13 protein-coding genes and 1 pseudogene are annotated in these 16,553 nt (G+C 71.5%); 4 read left to right on the forward strand and 10 right to left on the reverse strand.

Translation table 11 applies throughout. The features are described 5' to 3' along the window. A partial coding sequence (locus tag CCL05_RS02250) for a TetR/AcrR family transcriptional regulator (protein WP_086558776.1) occupies positions 1-380 on the reverse strand: 380 nt, incomplete at its 3' end. Positions 381-453: 73 nt separating this feature from the next. Here CCL05_RS02250 and CCL05_RS02255 point away from each other — a divergent pair. Continuing rightward, positions 454-1,392: a DMT family transporter gene (locus CCL05_RS02255; RefSeq protein ID WP_086558786.1), complete on the forward strand. Its 939-nt coding sequence runs from the start codon at positions 454-456 to the stop codon at positions 1,390-1,392. Positions 1,393-1,548: 156 nt separating this feature from the next. Next, positions 1,549-2,742, forward strand: a complete 1,194-nt coding sequence (locus CCL05_RS02260) for a Cmx/CmrA family chloramphenicol efflux MFS transporter (protein WP_086558787.1) — start codon at positions 1,549-1,551, stop codon at positions 2,740-2,742. Positions 2,743-2,772: 30 nt separating this feature from the next. Here the strand turns inward: CCL05_RS02260 and CCL05_RS02265 are convergent, their stop codons facing one another. The 5 genes from CCL05_RS02265 to CCL05_RS02285 form a co-directional block, all read right to left on the reverse strand. After that, complete coding sequence (locus tag CCL05_RS02265) at positions 2,773-4,125, reverse strand: hypothetical protein (RefSeq protein WP_086558777.1); 1,353 nt, start codon at positions 4,123-4,125, stop codon at positions 2,773-2,775. Positions 4,126-4,265: 140 nt separating this feature from the next. Further along, the gene (cimA, locus tag CCL05_RS02270; RefSeq protein ID WP_086558778.1) at positions 4,266-5,870 is read right to left on the reverse strand and encodes a citramalate synthase; all 1,605 of its coding nucleotides are present in this window, start codon (positions 5,868-5,870) and stop codon (positions 4,266-4,268) included. A 300-nt stretch (positions 5,871-6,170) separates the two neighbouring features. Then, a complete protein-coding gene (locus CCL05_RS02275; protein WP_086558779.1) occupies positions 6,171-7,418 on the reverse strand; it encodes a TolB-like translocation protein in 1,248 nt (415 codons plus the stop codon). A 165-nt stretch (positions 7,419-7,583) separates the two neighbouring features. Then, positions 7,584-8,672 carry a branched-chain amino acid aminotransferase gene (locus tag CCL05_RS02280; protein ID WP_086558780.1) on the reverse strand — a complete coding sequence of 363 codons (1,089 nt, stop codon included), beginning with the start codon at positions 8,670-8,672 and terminating at the stop codon, positions 7,584-7,586. 443 nt (positions 8,673-9,115) lie between these two features. Further along, positions 9,116-10,159: a 3-isopropylmalate dehydrogenase gene (locus CCL05_RS02285; RefSeq protein ID WP_086558781.1), complete on the reverse strand. Its 1,044-nt coding sequence runs from the start codon at positions 10,157-10,159 to the stop codon at positions 9,116-9,118. 157 nt (positions 10,160-10,316) lie between these two features. Here CCL05_RS02285 and CCL05_RS02290 point away from each other — a divergent pair, with 157 nt between their 5' ends. Next, a complete protein-coding gene (locus CCL05_RS02290) occupies positions 10,317-11,885 on the forward strand; it encodes a purple acid phosphatase family protein (RefSeq protein WP_086558782.1) in 1,569 nt (522 codons plus the stop codon). A gap of 46 nt (positions 11,886-11,931) precedes the next feature. On the opposite strand, the gene CCL05_RS47065 is transcribed toward CCL05_RS02290, so the two are convergent. From CCL05_RS47065 to CCL05_RS02310, 4 genes are all read right to left on the reverse strand, one after another. Next, a complete protein-coding gene (locus CCL05_RS47065; protein WP_010048656.1) occupies positions 11,932-12,063 on the reverse strand; it encodes a hypothetical protein in 132 nt (43 codons plus the stop codon). A gap of 246 nt (positions 12,064-12,309) precedes the next feature. Continuing rightward, entirely contained in the window at positions 12,310-12,852 is a 543-nt protein-coding gene (locus CCL05_RS02300; protein WP_086558783.1) for a GNAT family N-acetyltransferase, read from the reverse strand. A 74-nt stretch (positions 12,853-12,926) separates the two neighbouring features. Then, positions 12,927-14,558 carry an L-glutamate gamma-semialdehyde dehydrogenase gene (gene pruA, locus CCL05_RS02305; RefSeq protein ID WP_086558784.1) on the reverse strand — a complete coding sequence of 544 codons (1,632 nt, stop codon included), beginning with the start codon at positions 14,556-14,558 and terminating at the stop codon, positions 12,927-12,929. Between the two features lie 108 nt (positions 14,559-14,666). Beyond that, complete coding sequence (locus CCL05_RS02310; protein ID WP_086558785.1) at positions 14,667-15,593, reverse strand: proline dehydrogenase family protein; 927 nt, start codon at positions 15,591-15,593, stop codon at positions 14,667-14,669. Positions 15,594-15,783: 190 nt separating this feature from the next. On the opposite strand from CCL05_RS02310, the pseudogene CCL05_RS02315 reads away from it, so the two are divergent. Next, positions 15,784-16,553: pseudogene (locus CCL05_RS02315) on the forward strand (PucR family transcriptional regulator); the annotation flags it as partial.

Below are 16,553 nucleotides of genomic sequence, written 5' to 3' on the forward strand. Positions count from 1 at the left end.
GGGTGGGCGGGGTCGCTGATCTCCGCGTGGGCGTTGACCATGCTGCACCCCTTGGGGCTGAGCTCCGCCGCCCATTCCCGCGAGGCGTCGAAGACCGCCAGGACCTGCTCCCCGGGCCCGGGCGGGGCCGCGTCGAGGCGTTCGGCGAGGAAGGCCCGCCAGCGCTCGTCGCGGTCCGCGAGGTACTCCACGACGATCTGCTCCTTGGAGCCGAACCGGTCGTAGAGGGTCTTCTTCGTCACCCCGGCCTCGGCGGCGATGAGATCGACGCCGACGGCGTGGATGCCGCGCTCGTAGAACAGCCGGGCGGCCGCTGCCAGGACGCGACGCGCGGCGGGCGTCAGCGTGATCCGGTGCGGGGTCTCGGCGGTGGTACCCATGACACCCGAGTATACCGATCTGTATAGTGGACGGGGAACGGGTATACCGATCTGTCTACTGGTTGTGATGTTCGTGAACATCCTGCTCTCCGTCGCCTTCGTCCTCTGCTGGAGCTCCGGGTTCATCGGGGCCAAGCTCGGCGCGGGCAACGCGTCCGCGATCACGGTCCTGATGTGGCGGTTCCTGCCGCTGGCCGTCGTCCTCGTCGCCGTCGCCGTCGTCATGCGCACGGCCTGGCGGGGTGTCACCGCCCGGGACGTGTCCCGGCAGGCCGTCATCGGCGTGCTGTCGCAGAGCGGCTATCTGCTCAGCGTCTACTACGCCATCCAGCTCGGCGTCTCCAGCGGCACGACGGCCCTGATCGACGGGGTCCAGCCGCTCGTCGCCGGGGCCCTCGCGGGACCGCTGCTGGGGCAGTACGTCTCGGGCCGGCAGTGGGTCGGCCTGGGTCTGGGGCTGGGCGGTGTCTCGGTGGTCACCCTGGCCGACGCAGCGGCCGGGACCGGTGTGCCGTGGTGGGCGTACGCCGTTCCGCTGCTCGGCATGCTGTCGCTGGTCGCGGCCACCTTCATGGAGAGCCGGTCCCGCTCGCGGGTCGCCCCCTCGGTGTCGCTGACCGTCCACTGCGCCACCAGCGCCGTCCTCTTCTCCGTGCTGGCGCTGAGCACGGGGGCCGCCGTGCCGCCCGCCGGGGGCGGGTTCTGGGTGGCCGTCGCCTGGCTCGTGGGGCTGTCCACGTTCGGCGGGTACGGGCTGTACTGGCTCATCCTGAAGCGGTCCGGGGTGACGAAGGTGAACACGCTGATGTTCCTCATGGCCCCGGTCACGGCCGTCTGGGGCGCGCTCGTCTTCGGTGAGCCGTTCGGCGTGCAGACCGCCCTCGGCCTGGCCGTCTGCCTCGCGGCCGTGGTCGTCGTGCACCGCGGTGGCGGCCGGACGGACACGGCCGTGACCGCGGCCCGAGGCGAGCCGGAGGAAAACCGGTGGACCCGGGCACCCGGCTCCGCCTAACGTCTCCGCCATGTCCAGCCCCGAGGCGTCCAGAGTGCGGCCACCGGCTCTCCGGTGGCTGTTCGTGATGCCGGGCCGCTGAGCCCGCTCGCTCCGCTGCCGGAAGCCGTCCGACCTGTCGTGTCCGACGTCGACTTCGGGTTGTGGAGTTTCTTCATGCCGTTCGCTCTTCTCTTGCTGGGCCTTGCCGTGTTCGCGCAGGGAACGTCCGAGTTCATGCTGTCCGGACTGGTGCCGGACATCGCACGGGATCTGGGGGTGTCCGTGCCCGCGGCGGGGGCGCTGACCTCCGCCTTCGCGGTGGGGATGGTCGTGGGGGCGCCGCTGGTCGCGGGGCTCGCGCGGCGCTGGCCGCGGCGGGGTGCGCTGCTGGCGTTCCTCGTGGTGTTTCTCGCCGTCCATGTCGCCGGTGCTCTCACCGGCAGTTTCGAGGTGCTGCTCGCCACGCGGGTCGTGGGGGCGCTCGCCAACGCCGGGTTCCTCGCGGTCGCCCTGGTGGCCGCCGTGGACATGGTCCCGGCGGACGCGAAGGGGCGGGCCACGTCCATGCTGCTGGGCGGGGTGACGCTGGCGTGCGTGGCTGGGGTGCCCGCCGGGGCCCTGCTGGGCGGGCTGTGGGGCTGGCGTGCGGCGTTCTGGGCGGTGGCGCTGGTGTCGCTGCCCGCGCTGGTGGCGGTGGCGAGGTCGGTCCCGGGCGGTTCGGCGGGGGGTGCGCCGCCCGCGCTGGGTGGTGAACTGCGGTCGCTGCGCAGCCCCCGGCTGGTCGTCACGCTGACGCTGGGCGCCCTCGTGAACGGCGCGACGTTCTGCACCTTCACCTACCTCGCGCCGCTGGTCACCGAGGTCACGGGGCTGGGCAGCGCCTGGGTCCCCGGGGTGCTCGCGCTGTTCGGGGCCGGATCGTTCGCCGGGGTGACCGCCGCCGGGCGGCTGGCCGACCGGCACCCCGTCCCGGTCCTGGCCGGCGGGGCGGTCGCGGCGTGCCTGGGCTGGTGCCTCCTGGCACTCGGGGCCGGCCACCCGGTCCTGGCACTCGGGCTCGTCTTCACCCAGGGGGCCCTGTCCTTCGGCGTCGGCTCCACACTGATCTCCCAGGTGCTCTACGCGGCACCGGGCGCACCCACCCTGGCCGGCGGTTTCGCCACGGCCGCGTTCAACGTGGGCGCCGCACTGGGCCCTTGGGCCGGCGGCATGGCGATCGGCGCGGGGCTCGGGTACCGGTCGCCGGTGTGGGTCAGCGCGGGCCTGGTCGCGCTGGCGGGCGTGGTGGCCGCGTGCGGAGCAGGTTCTGCGGCGGGAAGGGGCGGGGCGCTGAACGCCAGCTCGGGCGCCCAGAACATGGGGCGGTGACCAGCGGGCCCGGGCCCGTCGCCCACCGGGTCAGAAGCCGCCGCCGAAGTCCCCTCCCCCGCCGAAGTCGCCGCCGCCGAAGCCCCCGTCACCGAAGCCGCCCCCGAAGTCGCCGGTGTCGAAGTCCGCGCCGGAGACGTCACCGCCCCCGTAGCCGCCGAAGTCTCCGTAGCCGGAGCCGTAGTCGGACGCGTAGGCGGGGCCGGCCATCATGCTGCCGAGCAGGGTGCCGACGAGGAGGCCGGGCAGGAGGCCGCCGCCGAAGTAGCCGCCGGCCCAGGGGCCGTACGCCGGGCCGGCCTCCCAGTACGGGCGGCGGCCCGCTTCGGTGTCGACCTCGCGGATCACCGGGTCCCGGCCCTCGGCGAGCCGGGTCCGGTCGGCCGCGCAGACGGGGACGTCACGCGTGGCGCCGCCCGGGGGCGTCCAGCTCGCGTCGGCGACCGAGGGGCCGTGGCGCGGGTCGAAGAAGCAGGGCGGACGGCGCTCCGGCAGCGGGGCGCCCTCGCGGCGGGCCACGAGTCGCGCCAGGGAGAACCGGCCGTCCTCCACGGCCTCGGTGACGGCCCGCACGTCCTCCGGCTTGGTCGCGGCGGCCATCAGGGACTTCGCCTGCTCGTAGGCGTCCAGGGCGTGTTCGTAGTCGGCGCGCATCGCGTCGTCGGCACCGGGTTCGCCGGGGTGGAAGTCGAGGCGGTCGAGTTCCTCGCCGAAGGCGGTGATGTCCTCGTCGACCACCACGCGCAGCTTCTCCAGCGCTGCCCGCTGCTCCTCCTCGTGGCGGCGGCGGTTGCGGCGCACCAGCGCGTAGGCGCCGGCGCCGCCGGCCGCGACCAGGGCGCCGACCGTGACCAGGCTGCCGACCGGCACGTCAGTGCCCGAGCCGTCGCTCCAGCTGCTGGGCGCCGAGCCGCCCACGTTGCGCAGGGCGCCGTCGACGAAGTCGTTCAGCTGGGCCTTGGCGTCGCCCGCGCCCTGTACGGACGTGACCAGGTTGGACACCGCCTGGCGGCTCATCACCGCGCTGTCCGCACGGGCGTCGAACCGGTCTCCGAGGCGAATGCCGTACAGGCCGGTGATGCCGGTCTCGGTGCGGAGGTTCCTGAAGAGGTCCTGGGTGGGGAAGCCGGCCGGGAGGACCGCCACGAAGACCGGCTTGTCCGCGTCCTTGATCTTGTTCGCGAGCGCCTCGGCGTCGCTCGCGGCCAGCTGGCCGCGAGCGGCCGGATCGACGTAGACCGGGTTCTCGCGCAGTTCCGCGGCGACCTTCGAGACACCGGTGGCCGCCTGCGCACCGGGCGCGCCCGCCATCAGCGCCGCCAGCGCGGCGACGACCGGCACGATCAGCAGACGTACGACGGTACGCACCAACGCGGCCTTCATAGTTTCGAAGCTACCCGAATCGGCACAGAAAGGGATATCGGGCGGGGTGCGGATTTCGGGACACCGCTGACGGCGAACGGCACCGAGGGCGGGCGGCGACGGCTCGGAAGGCGCCGTCACCACCCGCCTGCCGGGCCCGTCTACTCGGCCGGGCTCACTCCCGCCCGCAGCAGCCCGTACGTGTACGCGTCCTCCAGGGCCTGCCAGCTCGCGGCGATGACGTTGTCGGCCACGCCCACCGTCGCCCACTCGCCCGTGCCGTCGGACGTGGAGATCAGGACGCGCGTCGTCGAGTTGGTGCCGTGCTTGCCCTCCAGGATGCGGACCTTGTAGTCCACCAGTTCCAGCTTGGCGAGCTGCGGGTAGATCTTCTCCAGGCCCACCCGCAGGGCCCGGTCCAGCGCGTTGACCGGGCCGTTGCCCTCGGCCGTGGCGACGATGCGCTCACCCTTGGCCCAGAGCTTGACCGTGGCCTCGTTGGCGTGGGAGCCGTCGGGCCGGTCCTCGACGATGGCGCGCCAGGACTCGACCTCGAAGTAGCGCAGCGGCTTGCCCTGGACCTCCGTGCGCAGGAGGATCTCGAAGCTCGCGTCGGCCGCCTCGTACGTGTAGCCCCTCAGTTCGCGTTCCTTCACCCGCTCGACCACCCGGCCGACCAGCTCGCGGTCGCCGCCGAGGTCGATGCCGAGTTCCTTGCCCTTGAGCTCGATGGAGGCGCGGCCGGCCATGTCGGAGACCAGCATCCGCATGGTGTTGCCGACCTGCTCGGGGTCGATGTGCTGGTACAGGTCCGGGTCGACCTTGATGGCCGAGGCGTGCAGGCCGGCCTTGTGCGCGAAGGCCGACAGGCCCACGTAGGGCTGGTGGGTGGAGGGCGTGAGGTTGACGACCTCGGCGATCGCGTGCGAGATGCGCGTCATCTCGCGCAGCCGGCCCTCGGGCAGGACCCGCTTGCCGTACTTCAGCTCCAGGGCCGCCACGACCGGGAAGAGGTTGGCGTTGCCGACGCGTTCGCCGTAGCCGTTGGCCGTGCACTGGACGTGCGTCGCGCCGGCGTCGACGGCGGCCAGCGTGTTCGCCACCGCGCAGCCCGTGTCGTCCTGGGCGTGGATGCCGAGCCGGGCGCCGGTGTCGGCCAGGACGGTGCCGACGACCGCCTGGATCTGCGCCGGGAGCATGCCGCCGTTGGTGTCGCAGAGGACCACCACGTCCGCGCCGGCCTCCGAGGCCGTACGGACGACCGACTTCGCGTACTCGGGGTTCGCTCGGTAGCCGTCGAAGAAGTGCTCGCAGTCGACGAAGACCCGGCGGCCCTGCTCCTTCAGGAACGAGACCGTGTCGCGGACCATCTCCAGGTTCTCGTCCAGGGTGGTGCGCAGAGCGAGCTCGACATGCCGGTCGTGGGACTTGGCGACCAGCGTGATCACCTCGGCACCCGACTCCAGCAGCGCCTTGACCTGCGGGTCCTGAGCCGCCTTCGCTCCCGCGCGGCGGGTCGCCCCGAACGCGACCAGCTGCGCGTGCCGGAAGTCGATCTCCTGCCGGGCGCGGGCGAAGAACTCGGTGTCCCGGGGGTTCGCGCCCGGCCAGCCGCCCTCGATGAAGCCGACGCCGAAGTCGTCCAGGTGCCGCGCGATGGCCAGCTTGTCCGCGACGGTGAGGTTGATGCCCTCCCGCTGGGCGCCGTCGCGCAGGGTGGTGTCGAAGACGTGGAAGGAATCGTCGAGCTCGCTGGTAGCGGTCATGGTGTCAAGGCTCCTGAGGATTGGACTCGGTCGTACCGGAATGACCGGCTCCACCGCCCCCACATACTCCCTCGCGCTCTCGCTCCTGACTGCGGGTGGGCCAGAAATGCGAAAAACCCCTCGCGGGTGCGAGAGGTCTGCGCGCGGGTCGAGGACGACGGTGTCCGCCCGTACCTGGTCGTACGTGGCGGTCACTGCGGACCGGCGCGCCTGCTGCCAATAATCATGGCGAACGAGAGCACGGGGGCAGTCTGGCACAACCCCCGTGCCCGGCTCACGCTTGTCTCAGGATGCGGTCGGTCACTTCAGGTGACGGACGTAGACGTGCGAACTGTCGTACGTGTCACCCGGGACGAGGTCGGGCGCGGAGCTGCTGAAGGCGACCCGACGGCCGTGCCGGTCGATGACCGGGGCGGACACGCCCTGGTCGTTCGGCCCGCCCTGGGCGTCCGGGCTGGCCAGGACCGTGCGCCCGGTGCGCAGGTCGCGGACGTACGCGCGGGTCGTGTAGTTCGTGTCGCCCGGGTCGGCCGAGACGAAGGCCAAGTAGCGACTGTCGGCGCTGAGCCGCGGATTCGCGGTGAAGGCGGCCGGGTCGACGGCGTCGATCCGGCGCAGCTCGCCGGTCTTCAGGTCGCGGATGAAGACGTTGTGTCCCTTGTTGGTGTCGCCCGGTGTGAGCCGGGAATCGAGCGAGTTGAAGAGGGCGTACCGCCCGTCGGCGCTGACCTGCGGGAACTCGGTCTGCCCATCGGACTTCGCACCGTTCGGCGCCCGGTCGGCCTGGAACAGCTCGCCGCTCGGCACGTCACGGACGTAGGCGTCGCTCCAGTCGCCCGGGGCCGGGTGCGGGACGAAGAGCTGGTAGCCGACGCGCTTGCCGTCGGCGCTGATGGACGGGTTGGTGGCGGCGGTCTTCCCGTCGCCGGCGGCGGGCACCTGGCTGACGCGGACGGCCTCGCCGCTGGTGCGGTCGACCCGGTAGACGCGCCCCCAGCCGTCGTCGGACTGGGTGAGTTCCGAGCGCTGGGCGATGAAGGCGACGTAGCGGCCGTCGGCGCTGAGGGCGGGCTGCCGGCCGGAGTCGTAGCCGGTGTCGACGGTGTCCTTGATGCGCTGGAGCACGCCGGTCTCCAGGTCCCTGACCCAGATGTGGCTGCGGCCGTCGCCGGTGGCGGTGGCGCCGAAGGCCAGGTAGCGGCCGTCGCCGCTGAGGGCGACGTCGTCGACCGGGCCGGCGTCCGCCGCGGTACTGGCCAGCCGGGTCGTGCCGGTCTTCAGGTCGCGCACGAAGGCGTCGGCGGCGCCGTCGGTGTCACCGGCGACGAGGTTGTCGGCGCTGGAGACGAAGGCCAGACGGCGGCCGTCGGCGCTCAGACTCGGTCCGCCGGAATCGCCGTTGCCCTCGGTGCCGTCCGGGGCGACGCTCGCCTTCTCGGTCCGCGGCACCGCCTCGGCGGCGGTCGCGGGCAGCGCGGCGACGCCGCCGAGCGTGACGGCCAGAGCCACGCCGAGCGCGCCGGACGTGGCCCTTGTGGTGCTGGTCATGTGCTGTTCCCCCTGTGTTCCCCGTTGACGCTGCTCCCCCGGCCCCGCGCCGAGGGCTCCCCAGAGCCAACAGCACCGCGTGCCACAGGGTCAATCCGTCGTATTGAGTACAACCCGGGCAGACGTTCAGACGTCCGCGAGGAGCCCACGGAGGGGGTGTCGGGCTCAGCCCAGCTGGTGCATCCAGCCGTGCTTGTCCTCCGCCGTGCCGCGCTGGATGTCGAGCAGGGCCTGGCGGAGCCGGAGCGTGACCTCGCCCGGCTCGCCCCCGCTCTGCTGCCACTCCGCCCCGGCCCGCTTGACCGTCCCGACCGGCGTGATCACCGCGGCCGTACCGCAGGCGAACACCTCCGTGAGCGAGCCGTTCTCCGTGTCCCGCTGCCACTGGTCGACCGAGACCCGGCCCTCCTCGGCCTCGTACCCGAGGTCACGGGCGACGGCGAGCAGGGAGTCCCGGGTGACGCCCTCCAGGATCGAACCGGTGAGGGACGGCGTGACGATCTTGTTGCCGTACACGAAGTACAGGTTCATGCCGCCCAGCTCCTCGACCCACTGGTGCTCGACCGCGTCGAGGTAGCACACCTGGTCGCAGCCCTTGGTCGCGGCCTCGGCCTGCGCCAGCAGGGACGCCGCGTAGTTGCCGCCGGTCTTCGCGTCGCCCATGCCGCCGGGGACGGCGCGGACGCGGTCCTCGGAGACCCAGATGGAGACCGGCTTGACGCCGCCCGGGAAGTACGCGCCGGCCGGCGAGGCGATCACCAGGAACAGGTACTCGTTGGCCGGCTTCACGCCCAGTCCGACCTCGGTCGCGATCATGAACGGGCGCAGGTAGAGGGACTCCTCCCCGCCGTGCGCCGGGACCCACGCCTTGTCCTGCTTCACCAGCGCGTCGCACGCCTCGATGAACGTCTCGACCGGCAGCTCGGGCATCGCCAGCCGGCGCGCGGAGCTCTGGAAGCGCTCGGCGTTCTTCTCCGGACGGAACGTGGCGACCGAGCCGTCGGGGCGGCGGTAGGCCTTCAACCCCTCGAAGATCTCCTGCGCGTAGTGCAGCACCGTGGTGGCGGGGTCGAGGGAGATCGGCGCGTACGGCACGAGCTGGCCGTCGTGCCAGCCCCGGCCCTCCGTCCACTTGATCGTCACCATGTGGTCGGTGAAGTGGCGGCCGAACCCGGGGTTGGCCAGGATCGCCTCCCGTTCTGCGGCGGAGAGCGGGTTGGCGGACGGCTTGAGCTCGATCGTGGGCGTCGTCATGGGTTGAAGTCCTTCACCGGTTGTAGTGACGGGCCGCGCTCGGTACAGCTCTGATGATGACCAGTGCTAGGACGTCCGAGCATTCCCTCGTTCCGCGGCCTCGCGTTCGATTATCGCCCGGGGGCGACGGCGGACGGAACGGGGTGAATGCGGCCCGGTGGTCGATGGTGACACCCGGCGGGACCATGCGGAAGCCGCCGGGTGCGGATGCGACCCGGCGGCTTGGGTTAGGGGGCTTCTGATGGATCTCCGTGGAAGAAGGAGCGGCGTTCGGTGCGTGCTCTCGGTGCGCCGGGCGGGAGGCCTCGATGGGGGTCCCCCCGCGCGAGCGAAGCCGAGCGTGGGGGAGGAGCTACTAGGCCTTTTGCCTGGTGCGGCGAGAGTGCGTGCCGGGCGTCGCGACGCCGCGGAGATCCGTCAGAAGCCCCCTGAGCTGCGGCGGGTCAGCCGGCTACGCGTACGGCGAGCGCGTCGCCGATCTCCGTGGTGGAGCGGGCGGGCTTGCCCGTGCGCTCCGACAGGTCGGCGGAGACCGCCTCGTCGATCCGGGCGGCCTCGGCCTCGTAGCCGAGGTGGCGCAGGAGCAGGGCGACGGACAGCACCGTGGCGGTCGGGTCGGCCTTGCCCTGGCCGGCGATGTCCGGGGCCGAGCCGTGCACGGGCTCGAACATCGAGGGGAACTCTCCGGACGGGTTGATGTTGCCGGAGGCCGCCACGCCGATGCCGCCGGAGACGGCCGCGGCGAGGTCGGTGATGATGTCGCCGAAGAGGTTGTCGGTGACGATCACGTCGAAGCGCTCGGGCTGGGTGACCAGGTAGATGGTCGCCGCGTCGACGTGCATGTACTCGGTGGTGACCTCGGGGAACTCCTCGGCCACCTTGTTGAAGATGTTCGTCCACAGGTGACCCGCGAAGGTCAGCACGTTGTTCTTGTGGATCAGTGCCAGCTTCTTGCGCGGGCGGGCCTGGGCACGCGCGAAGGCGTCGCGGACCACGCGCTCGACACCGAAGGCCGTGTTCACGGACACCTCGGTGGCGACCTCGTGCTCGGTGCCCTTGCGGATCGTGCCGCCGTTGCCGGTGTACGGGCCCTCGGTGCCCTCGCGGACCACGACGAAGTCGATCTGCGGCTCGCCGGCCAGCGGGGTGGCGACACCCGGCAGCAGCTTCGACGGACGCAGGTTGACGTGGTGGTCGAAGGCGAAGCGGAGCTTCAGCAGGAAGCCGCGCTCCAGGACGCCGGACGGCACGCTCGGGTCGCCGATCGCGCCGAGCAGGATGGCGTCGTGCTTCTTCAGGGCGTCGAGGTCGGCGTCGGTGAGGGTCTCACCGGTGGCGTGGTAGCGCTTGGCGCCGAAGTCGTACTCCTTGGTCTCCAGCTTCACATCCTGCGGAAGGACGGCGGAGAGGACCTTCAGGCCTTCGGCCACGACTTCCTGGCCGATGCCGTCACCGGGAATCACTGCGAGATTGATGCTGCGAGACATGCCGGGCACCCTACTCCTCGTCCCATGGGATGACACAGGGTGTCCGTGATGCGGACAGGCGATACAGTCACCCGGCCGGGGGACCGCACTCGGCCGACGGTTTCCGTTCACCCGTGCGTGGGGCGGATGTTGGCCTTCGCTGGGAAGTTGACCCGACATGGAGATCCCCCACTTCGGCATCCCGCCCGAGCTCGCGCGCCGCATGAGCATGGCGGAACAGCACGAGTACCTGCGCACCCGCCTGTCGCGGCGCCGCACACTGGTGACGGCGGGCGCGGTCGCGGGCGGCCTGCTGACCGGCTGCTCCGGCTCCGGGCCGGGCAGCGGCACGGCGACCAGGAGCCCGTCGCCGAGCACGTCGGAGGCACCCGGCTCCTTCATCACGCCCTTCGGCCGCCATCTCGCCTTCGGCGCCGACCCGAAGACGCAGATGCGGATCTCCTGGCAGGTGCCGCTGGCGGTGAAGAAGCCGTACGTCCGGGTGGGCCTGCGCCCCGACGACCTCGGCCGCAGGATCGAGGCGGAGCTGCGCGACCTGCACACCCCGGAGCTGAAGGGCGTACGGCCGGCGGTCGACCAGTACTACCTGCACGCGGCGCTGGACGGCCTGCGCCCCGACACGACGTACTACTACGGCGTCGGCCACGACGGCTTCGACCCGGCGTCCCCGCGGCACCGGTCGACCGTCACGTCCTTCCGCACGGCCCCCGCGAGCCCGCCCGAGCGGTTCGTGTTCACGGCGTTCGGCGACCAGGGCGTCGGCGAGGAAGCGGCCCTCAACGACCGTCTGCTGCTGCGCCGGCGCCCGGCGTTCCATCTTCACGCCGGCGACATCTGCTACGCCGACCCGACCGGCAAGGGCAAGGAGTCGGACGTCTTCGACGCCGGGCAGTGGGACCGGTTCCTGAAGCAGACCGAGCCGGTGGCCAGGTCGGTGCCGTGGATGGTGACGACCGGCAACCACGACATGGAGGCCTGGTACTCGCCGGACGGCTACGGCGGCCAACTCGCCCGTTTCTCCCTGCCGGACAGCGGCTTCGACGCGCGCACGGCACCGGGGGTGTACGCCTTCACGTACGGCAACGTCGGCGTGGTCGCGCTGGACGCGAACGACGTGTCGTACGAGATCCCGGCCAACCTCGGCTACACGGAGGGCAGGCAGACCAAGTGGCTGGACCGGAAGCTCGGCGAGCTGAGGGCCTCGGAGGACGTCGACTTCATCGTCGTCTTCTTCCACCACTGCGCGTACTCGACGTCCACGCACGCCTCCGACGGCGGGGTGCGCGCCGAGTGGCTGCCGCTGTTCGCCGAGCACCAGGTGGACCTGGTGATCAACGGGCACAACCACGTCTACGAGCGGACCGACGCCATCCGGGGCGGCGAGGTGGGCAGGCCGGTGCCGGTGGGCGGGACGACGGATCCACGGCGGGACGGGATCGTGTACGTCACGGCGGGTGGTGGCGGCAAGGAGCTGTACGGCTTCCCCGACGGTGTGAAGGAGAGCTACGAGGGCAACACCGCCGACCACGAGTCCGTCGGCACCTTCCGGTGGACGAAGTCCCAGGCCACCAAGGCGGAGTCGGTGCAGTGGTCGCGGGTGCGCTACCGCGGCTTCTCGTTCCTCTCCGTGGAGGCCGTGAGCGGCGCCGCGCCGAGGCTGAAGGTGTTGGCGCTGGCGTCGAGCGGTGAGCGGATCGACCGATTCGAGGTGCGGCGCGGGGCGTGAGGCCCCGCGCCGCGCCTCGTCGGGCGGCTCCCGGTCCTGGTGCGGCTCAGTGGCCGGTGGATCCGCCGTTGTCCCTGCGGTCGAGGGCGCGCTGGAGCGCTGCGGCGGCGTTCTTGCGGTCGGACTCGCTCGTGCGGGAGACGTGGCGGACTCGGCGGCGGACGGTCGTCTCGGCCATGGGGAATCGACTCCTTCGACAGGATGGAGCGCAACAGGGGATACGAGACGCCGGATGGGGCGGGGAGCGGTGCCGCAGGGGTTGCCTGCACGGGGCCCGGCTCACGACCGCCATTCGCTTGGTCGAGCGAGACGTTCGGCTCCTACAAAAGTAAGGGAGCCCGGAGCGTCTGTCTCCACAATTACTCGGACTTCCTACTATCTGAGACGGCGGAGTGCGTCACACCCCGCCGACCTGCGGTGATTCCTAGAGCACATCTCCGTCGCGCCAGTCGAAGAGCAGCTCGTGCGCGGGGTCGAGCGGGCCGGCGAGGGCGGGCCGGACGTAGGTGCTGTCCTCTTCGTCCGGCAGGCGGACGACGCCGCCCTGCGGGCTGAGGGCGTGCACCCGGCCGCGCCACAGCCGCCAGCCGCGGGAGGTGTAGAGCAGGGCGCCGTCGTCGCTGGCGGAGAGGGCGCCGAAGTCGTAGGCGCGGTCGACGACGCGTTCCAGCTCCGCCATGACCTGCCCGCCGAGGCCGGTACGGCGGACGTCGGCGCGTACGGCGACGTTCTCGACGTACCCGGCGCGCAGCCACCGGCCGCGGTGCCGCACCCGGCGCATCACGACCGCCCCGTGCGCGGCGAGCCCGGAGCCGTCGTGCACGAGGACGTGCAGGCCGCCGAGGCCGTGGTCCCAGTCCTCGTCGCCGAAGTCACCGTCGAACGCGGCGTCCAGCAGGGCCCGTACGGCGTCGAGTTCGGCGGAGGTGAGGTCGGCGGTGTGGGCGGTGCGCGCTCGGGTGGTCATCGGCCCAGTCTTCCCCGTGGACATGCCGACGGGCCAGGTCGTTTTCGTGACCCGGCCCGTCGGTGCCGCGGGGCTCAGCCCATGTGCGGGTAGGTGTAGTCGGTCGGCGGGACCAGCGTCTCCTTGATGGCGCGGGTCAGGGTCCAGCGCATCAGGTTCTGCGGGGCGCCGGCCTTGTCGTTGGTGCCGGAGGCACGGCCGCCGCCGAAGGGCTGCTGGCCGACGACGGCGCCGGTCGACTTGTCGTTGATGTAGAAGTTGCCGGCCGCGTAGCGGAGCCGGTCCGCCGTGTAGGCCGCCGCCGCGCGGTCGTTCGCGATGACCGAGCCGGTCAGGGCGTAGTCGGAGACGGACTCCATCTGCGTCAGCATCTCGTCGTACTTCTCGTCCTCGTAGACGTGCACGGCGATGACCGGGCCGAAGTACTCGGTGCGGAAGACCTCGTTCTCCGGGTCGGTGCACTCGATGACGGTCGGGCGGACGAAGTAGCCGACCGAGTCGTCGTAGGAGCCGCCCGCCACGATCGTGCAGGACGGGTCCTCCTGGGCACGGTCGATGGCGGCCTTGTTCTTGGCGAAGGCGCGCTCGTCGATGACCGCGCCGATGAAGTTCGACAGGTCGGTGACGTCGCCCATCTTGATGCCGTCGACCTCGGCGGCCCACTCCTCCTTGAAGCCGGAGTTCCAGATCGAGGCGGGGATGTACGCCCGGGACGTGGCGCTGCACTTCTGGCCCTGGTACTCGAAGGCACCCCGGGTGAGCGCCGTCTTCAGGATGGCCGGGTCGGCGGACGGGTGGGCGACGAGGAAGTCCTTGCCGCCGGTCTCGCCGACGAGACGCGGGTAGGTGCGGTACTTCTCGATGTTGTTGCCGACCGTCTTCCACAGGTACTGGAAGGTCTTGGTCGAGCCGGTGAAGTGGATGCCGGCGAGGTCGCGGTGTTCCAGGGCGACCTTGGAGACCTCGATGCCGTCACCGGTGACGAGGTTGATGACGCCCTTGGGCAGGCCGGCCTCCTCCAGGAGCTGCATGAGCAGCACGGCGGCGTGGGTCTGCGTCGGGGACGGCTTCCAGACGACGACGTTGCCCATCAGGGCCGGGGCGGTCGGCAGGTTGCCCGCGATCGCGGTGAAGTTGAAGGGCGTGATCGCGTAGACGAAGCCCTCCAGCGGGCGGTGGTCCAGACGGTTCCACACGCCCGGGGAGTTGGCCGGGGGCTGCTCGGCCAGGAGCTTGCGGGCGTAGGAGACGTTGAACCGCCAGAAGTCGATCAGCTCGCAGGGCGTGTCGATCTCGGCCTGCTGGGCGGTCTTGGACTGGCCGAGCATGGTGGAGGCGGCGAGCGTCTCGCGCCACGGGCCGGAGAGCAGCTCGGCGGCGCGCAGGATGATCGCCGCGCGGTCGTCGAAGGACATCGCACGCCAGGCGGGCGCGGCGGCCAGGGCCGCGTCAATGGCGTCCTGGGCGTCCGCCTGCGTGGCGTTGCGGTAGGTGCCGAGCACGGCCTGGTGGTTGTGCGGCTGGACGACCTTGAAGGCCTCACCGCCGCCCATCCGCTTCTCGCCGCCGATGGTGCAGGGCAGGTCGACGGGGTTGTCGGCCAGCTCCTTCAGCCGGGCCTCCAGCCGGGCGCGCTCCGGCGAGCCGGGGGCGTAGCCGTGCACCGGCTCGTTGACGGGGGTGGGGACCTGGGTCACAGCGTCCATGTTTTCCGTAACTCCTTACTGAGCGGTGATGCGGTCTCAGCCCTTGACGAGCCTCAGTCCTCGGGTGAGCTCTCGGCCCTTGCCGGGCTCTCGGCCCTTGCCGGGCTCTCAGCCCTTTGTGAGCATCGAGCGGGCGAAGAAGCGCAGGTTGGCCGGCTTCTCTGCGAGTCGGCGCATGAAGTAGCCGTACCAGTCGGTGCCGTACGCGGTGTACACGCGCATCCGGTGGCCCTCGGCGACCAGCCGCAGGTGCTCCTCGGTGCGGATGCCGTAGAGCATCTGGAACTCGTACTCGTCGAGCTTTCGCCCGGCGCGGTGCGCGAGCTCCTGGCCGATGGCGATCAGGCGCGGGTCGTGGGACCCGATCATCGGGTACCCCTCCCCCTCCATCAACGTCCTGAGAATCCGAACGTATGCCCGATCAATCTCGTGTTTGTCCAGATACGCGACCGAGCCCGGCTCCTTGTACGCGCCCTTGACCAGGCGCACCCGGCTGCCGTTCGCGGCGAGGCGGCGGGCGTCGGCCTCGGTGCGGAAGAGGTAGGCCTGGATGACGCAGCCGGTCTGCGGGAAGTCCTTCCGCAGCTCCTCGTGGATGGCGAACATCGAGTCGAGGGTGGTGTGGTCCTCGGCGTCCAGGGTGACCGTGGTGCCGATCTCGGCGGCGGCCTCGACGACCGGGCGGACATTGGCGAGGGCCAGGTCGTGACCGCCGTCCAGCGCCTGCCCGAACATCGACAGCTTCACGGACATCTCGGCGCGGGTGCCGAGCTCCAGCGGCTTCAGGCGGTCGATCAGCTCCAGGTAGGCGTCCCGCGCGGCGGCGGCCTGGGTGGGGTTGGTGATGTCCTCGCCGACGACGTCCATCGTCAGCTCCAGGCCCTGCCCGGCGAGCTCCCGGATGACCGGCACGACGTCGTCGACGTCCTCACCCGCGATGAATCGGTCGACGACCTGTTTGGTCACCGGGGCCGCCGAGACCAGGCGTCGCATCCGGTCGCTGCGCGACGCGGCGAGAATCACGGGACCCAGCACGGGGCACCTCCAGAGCACAACCAACGGATGGCCGGACCCCGGGCGGATGACGCTTCGGGTACGGCGCGGAGAACCACCGTGAAACCTAAGGATCCCCCCGATCGTCGGCCATCGACAGCTGTCACGCATCCGTGCCGCAGATCTCAGACAGATGTATGAAGGGGACTCTGGAGTGCGGGACAATGCCGGGATGACGTCGGAACACAGGGATGACTACGAGGAGCTGGTCGACGAGATCTCGGAGCTGCTCGGGGCGCCCGCGACGCTGGAGAACCGGGATTTCGAGCTGATCGCCTTCGGCGCGTACGACAGCGAGGGCGACCTCGATCCGTCGGCCCTGGACCCCGTGCGCACCCGCTCGATCCTCACCCGCCGCTCGACCGCGGCCGTCCGGGCGTGGTTCGAGGGCTTCGGCATCACGCGTGCGACCGGCCCGGTGCGTATCCCGCCGACGCCGGAGGCCGGGGTGTACCGGGGCCGGATCTGCCTGCCCGTCCGCCACCGGGGCGTGGTCCACGGCTATGTCTGGCTGCTGGACGACGATCCCGGCCCGAGCGAACGCCAGCTGTCCGCCGCCATGCAGGTCACGACCCGGATCGGGGCGCTGCTCGCGGACGAGGCCCAGCACGGCGCCGACCTCAGCCGCGAGCTGCGGGCCGTCCTCACGGCCGACCGCGACTGGCAGCGCGACATGGCCATCGCGGAACTCCGCACCGCCCTCGGCCCGCGCGCCGACGGCCTCCACACGGTGCTCTGCGTCGCCCCCTGGCCCACGGCCGACCCCGACGACGCCCCGTCGGTCCGCACGATGCCGGGCGCGACAGCCCTGTGCACCCTGCCGTGGGGGGCCTCGTCCCAGTGCGTGGCCGTCCTGATCCGCCTGCGCTCGCCGGACGTACTGACCCCGGCGACGACAGCGGCGACCCGCCTGCTGGAACGGGCGGGCGGGGGGAGCCTGTC

Source organism: Streptomyces africanus, assembly GCF_002150735.1.
GTDB classification, from domain to species: domain Bacteria; phylum Actinomycetota; class Actinomycetes; order Streptomycetales; family Streptomycetaceae; genus Streptomyces; species Streptomyces africanus.

Coding starts and splice junctions, on each gene's coding strand:
- CCL05_RS02265 (WP_086558777.1), bottom strand. CDS start 4,125: ATGAAGGCCGCGTTGGTGCGTACCGTCGTACGTCTGCTGATCGTGCCG.
- CCL05_RS02280 (WP_086558780.1), bottom strand. CDS start 8,672: ATGACGACGCCCACGATCGAGCTCAAGCCGTCCGCCAACCCGCTCTCC.
- CCL05_RS02260 (WP_086558787.1), top strand. CDS start 1,549: ATGCCGTTCGCTCTTCTCTTGCTGGGCCTTGCCGTGTTCGCGCAGGGA.
- CCL05_RS47065 (WP_010048656.1), bottom strand. CDS start 12,063: ATGGCCGAGACGACCGTCCGCCGCCGAGTCCGCCACGTCTCCCGCACG.
- CCL05_RS02285 (WP_086558781.1), bottom strand. CDS start 10,159: ATGTCTCGCAGCATCAATCTCGCAGTGATTCCCGGTGACGGCATCGGC.
- CCL05_RS02290 (WP_086558782.1), top strand. CDS start 10,317: ATGGAGATCCCCCACTTCGGCATCCCGCCCGAGCTCGCGCGCCGCATG.
- CCL05_RS02275 (WP_086558779.1), bottom strand. CDS start 7,418: ATGACCAGCACCACAAGGGCCACGTCCGGCGCGCTCGGCGTGGCTCTG.
- cimA (WP_086558778.1), bottom strand. CDS start 5,870: ATGACCGCTACCAGCGAGCTCGACGATTCCTTCCACGTCTTCGACACC.
- CCL05_RS02300 (WP_086558783.1), bottom strand. CDS start 12,852: ATGACCACCCGAGCGCGCACCGCCCACACCGCCGACCTCACCTCCGCC.
- pruA (WP_086558784.1), bottom strand. CDS start 14,558: ATGGACGCTGTGACCCAGGTCCCCACCCCCGTCAACGAGCCGGTGCAC.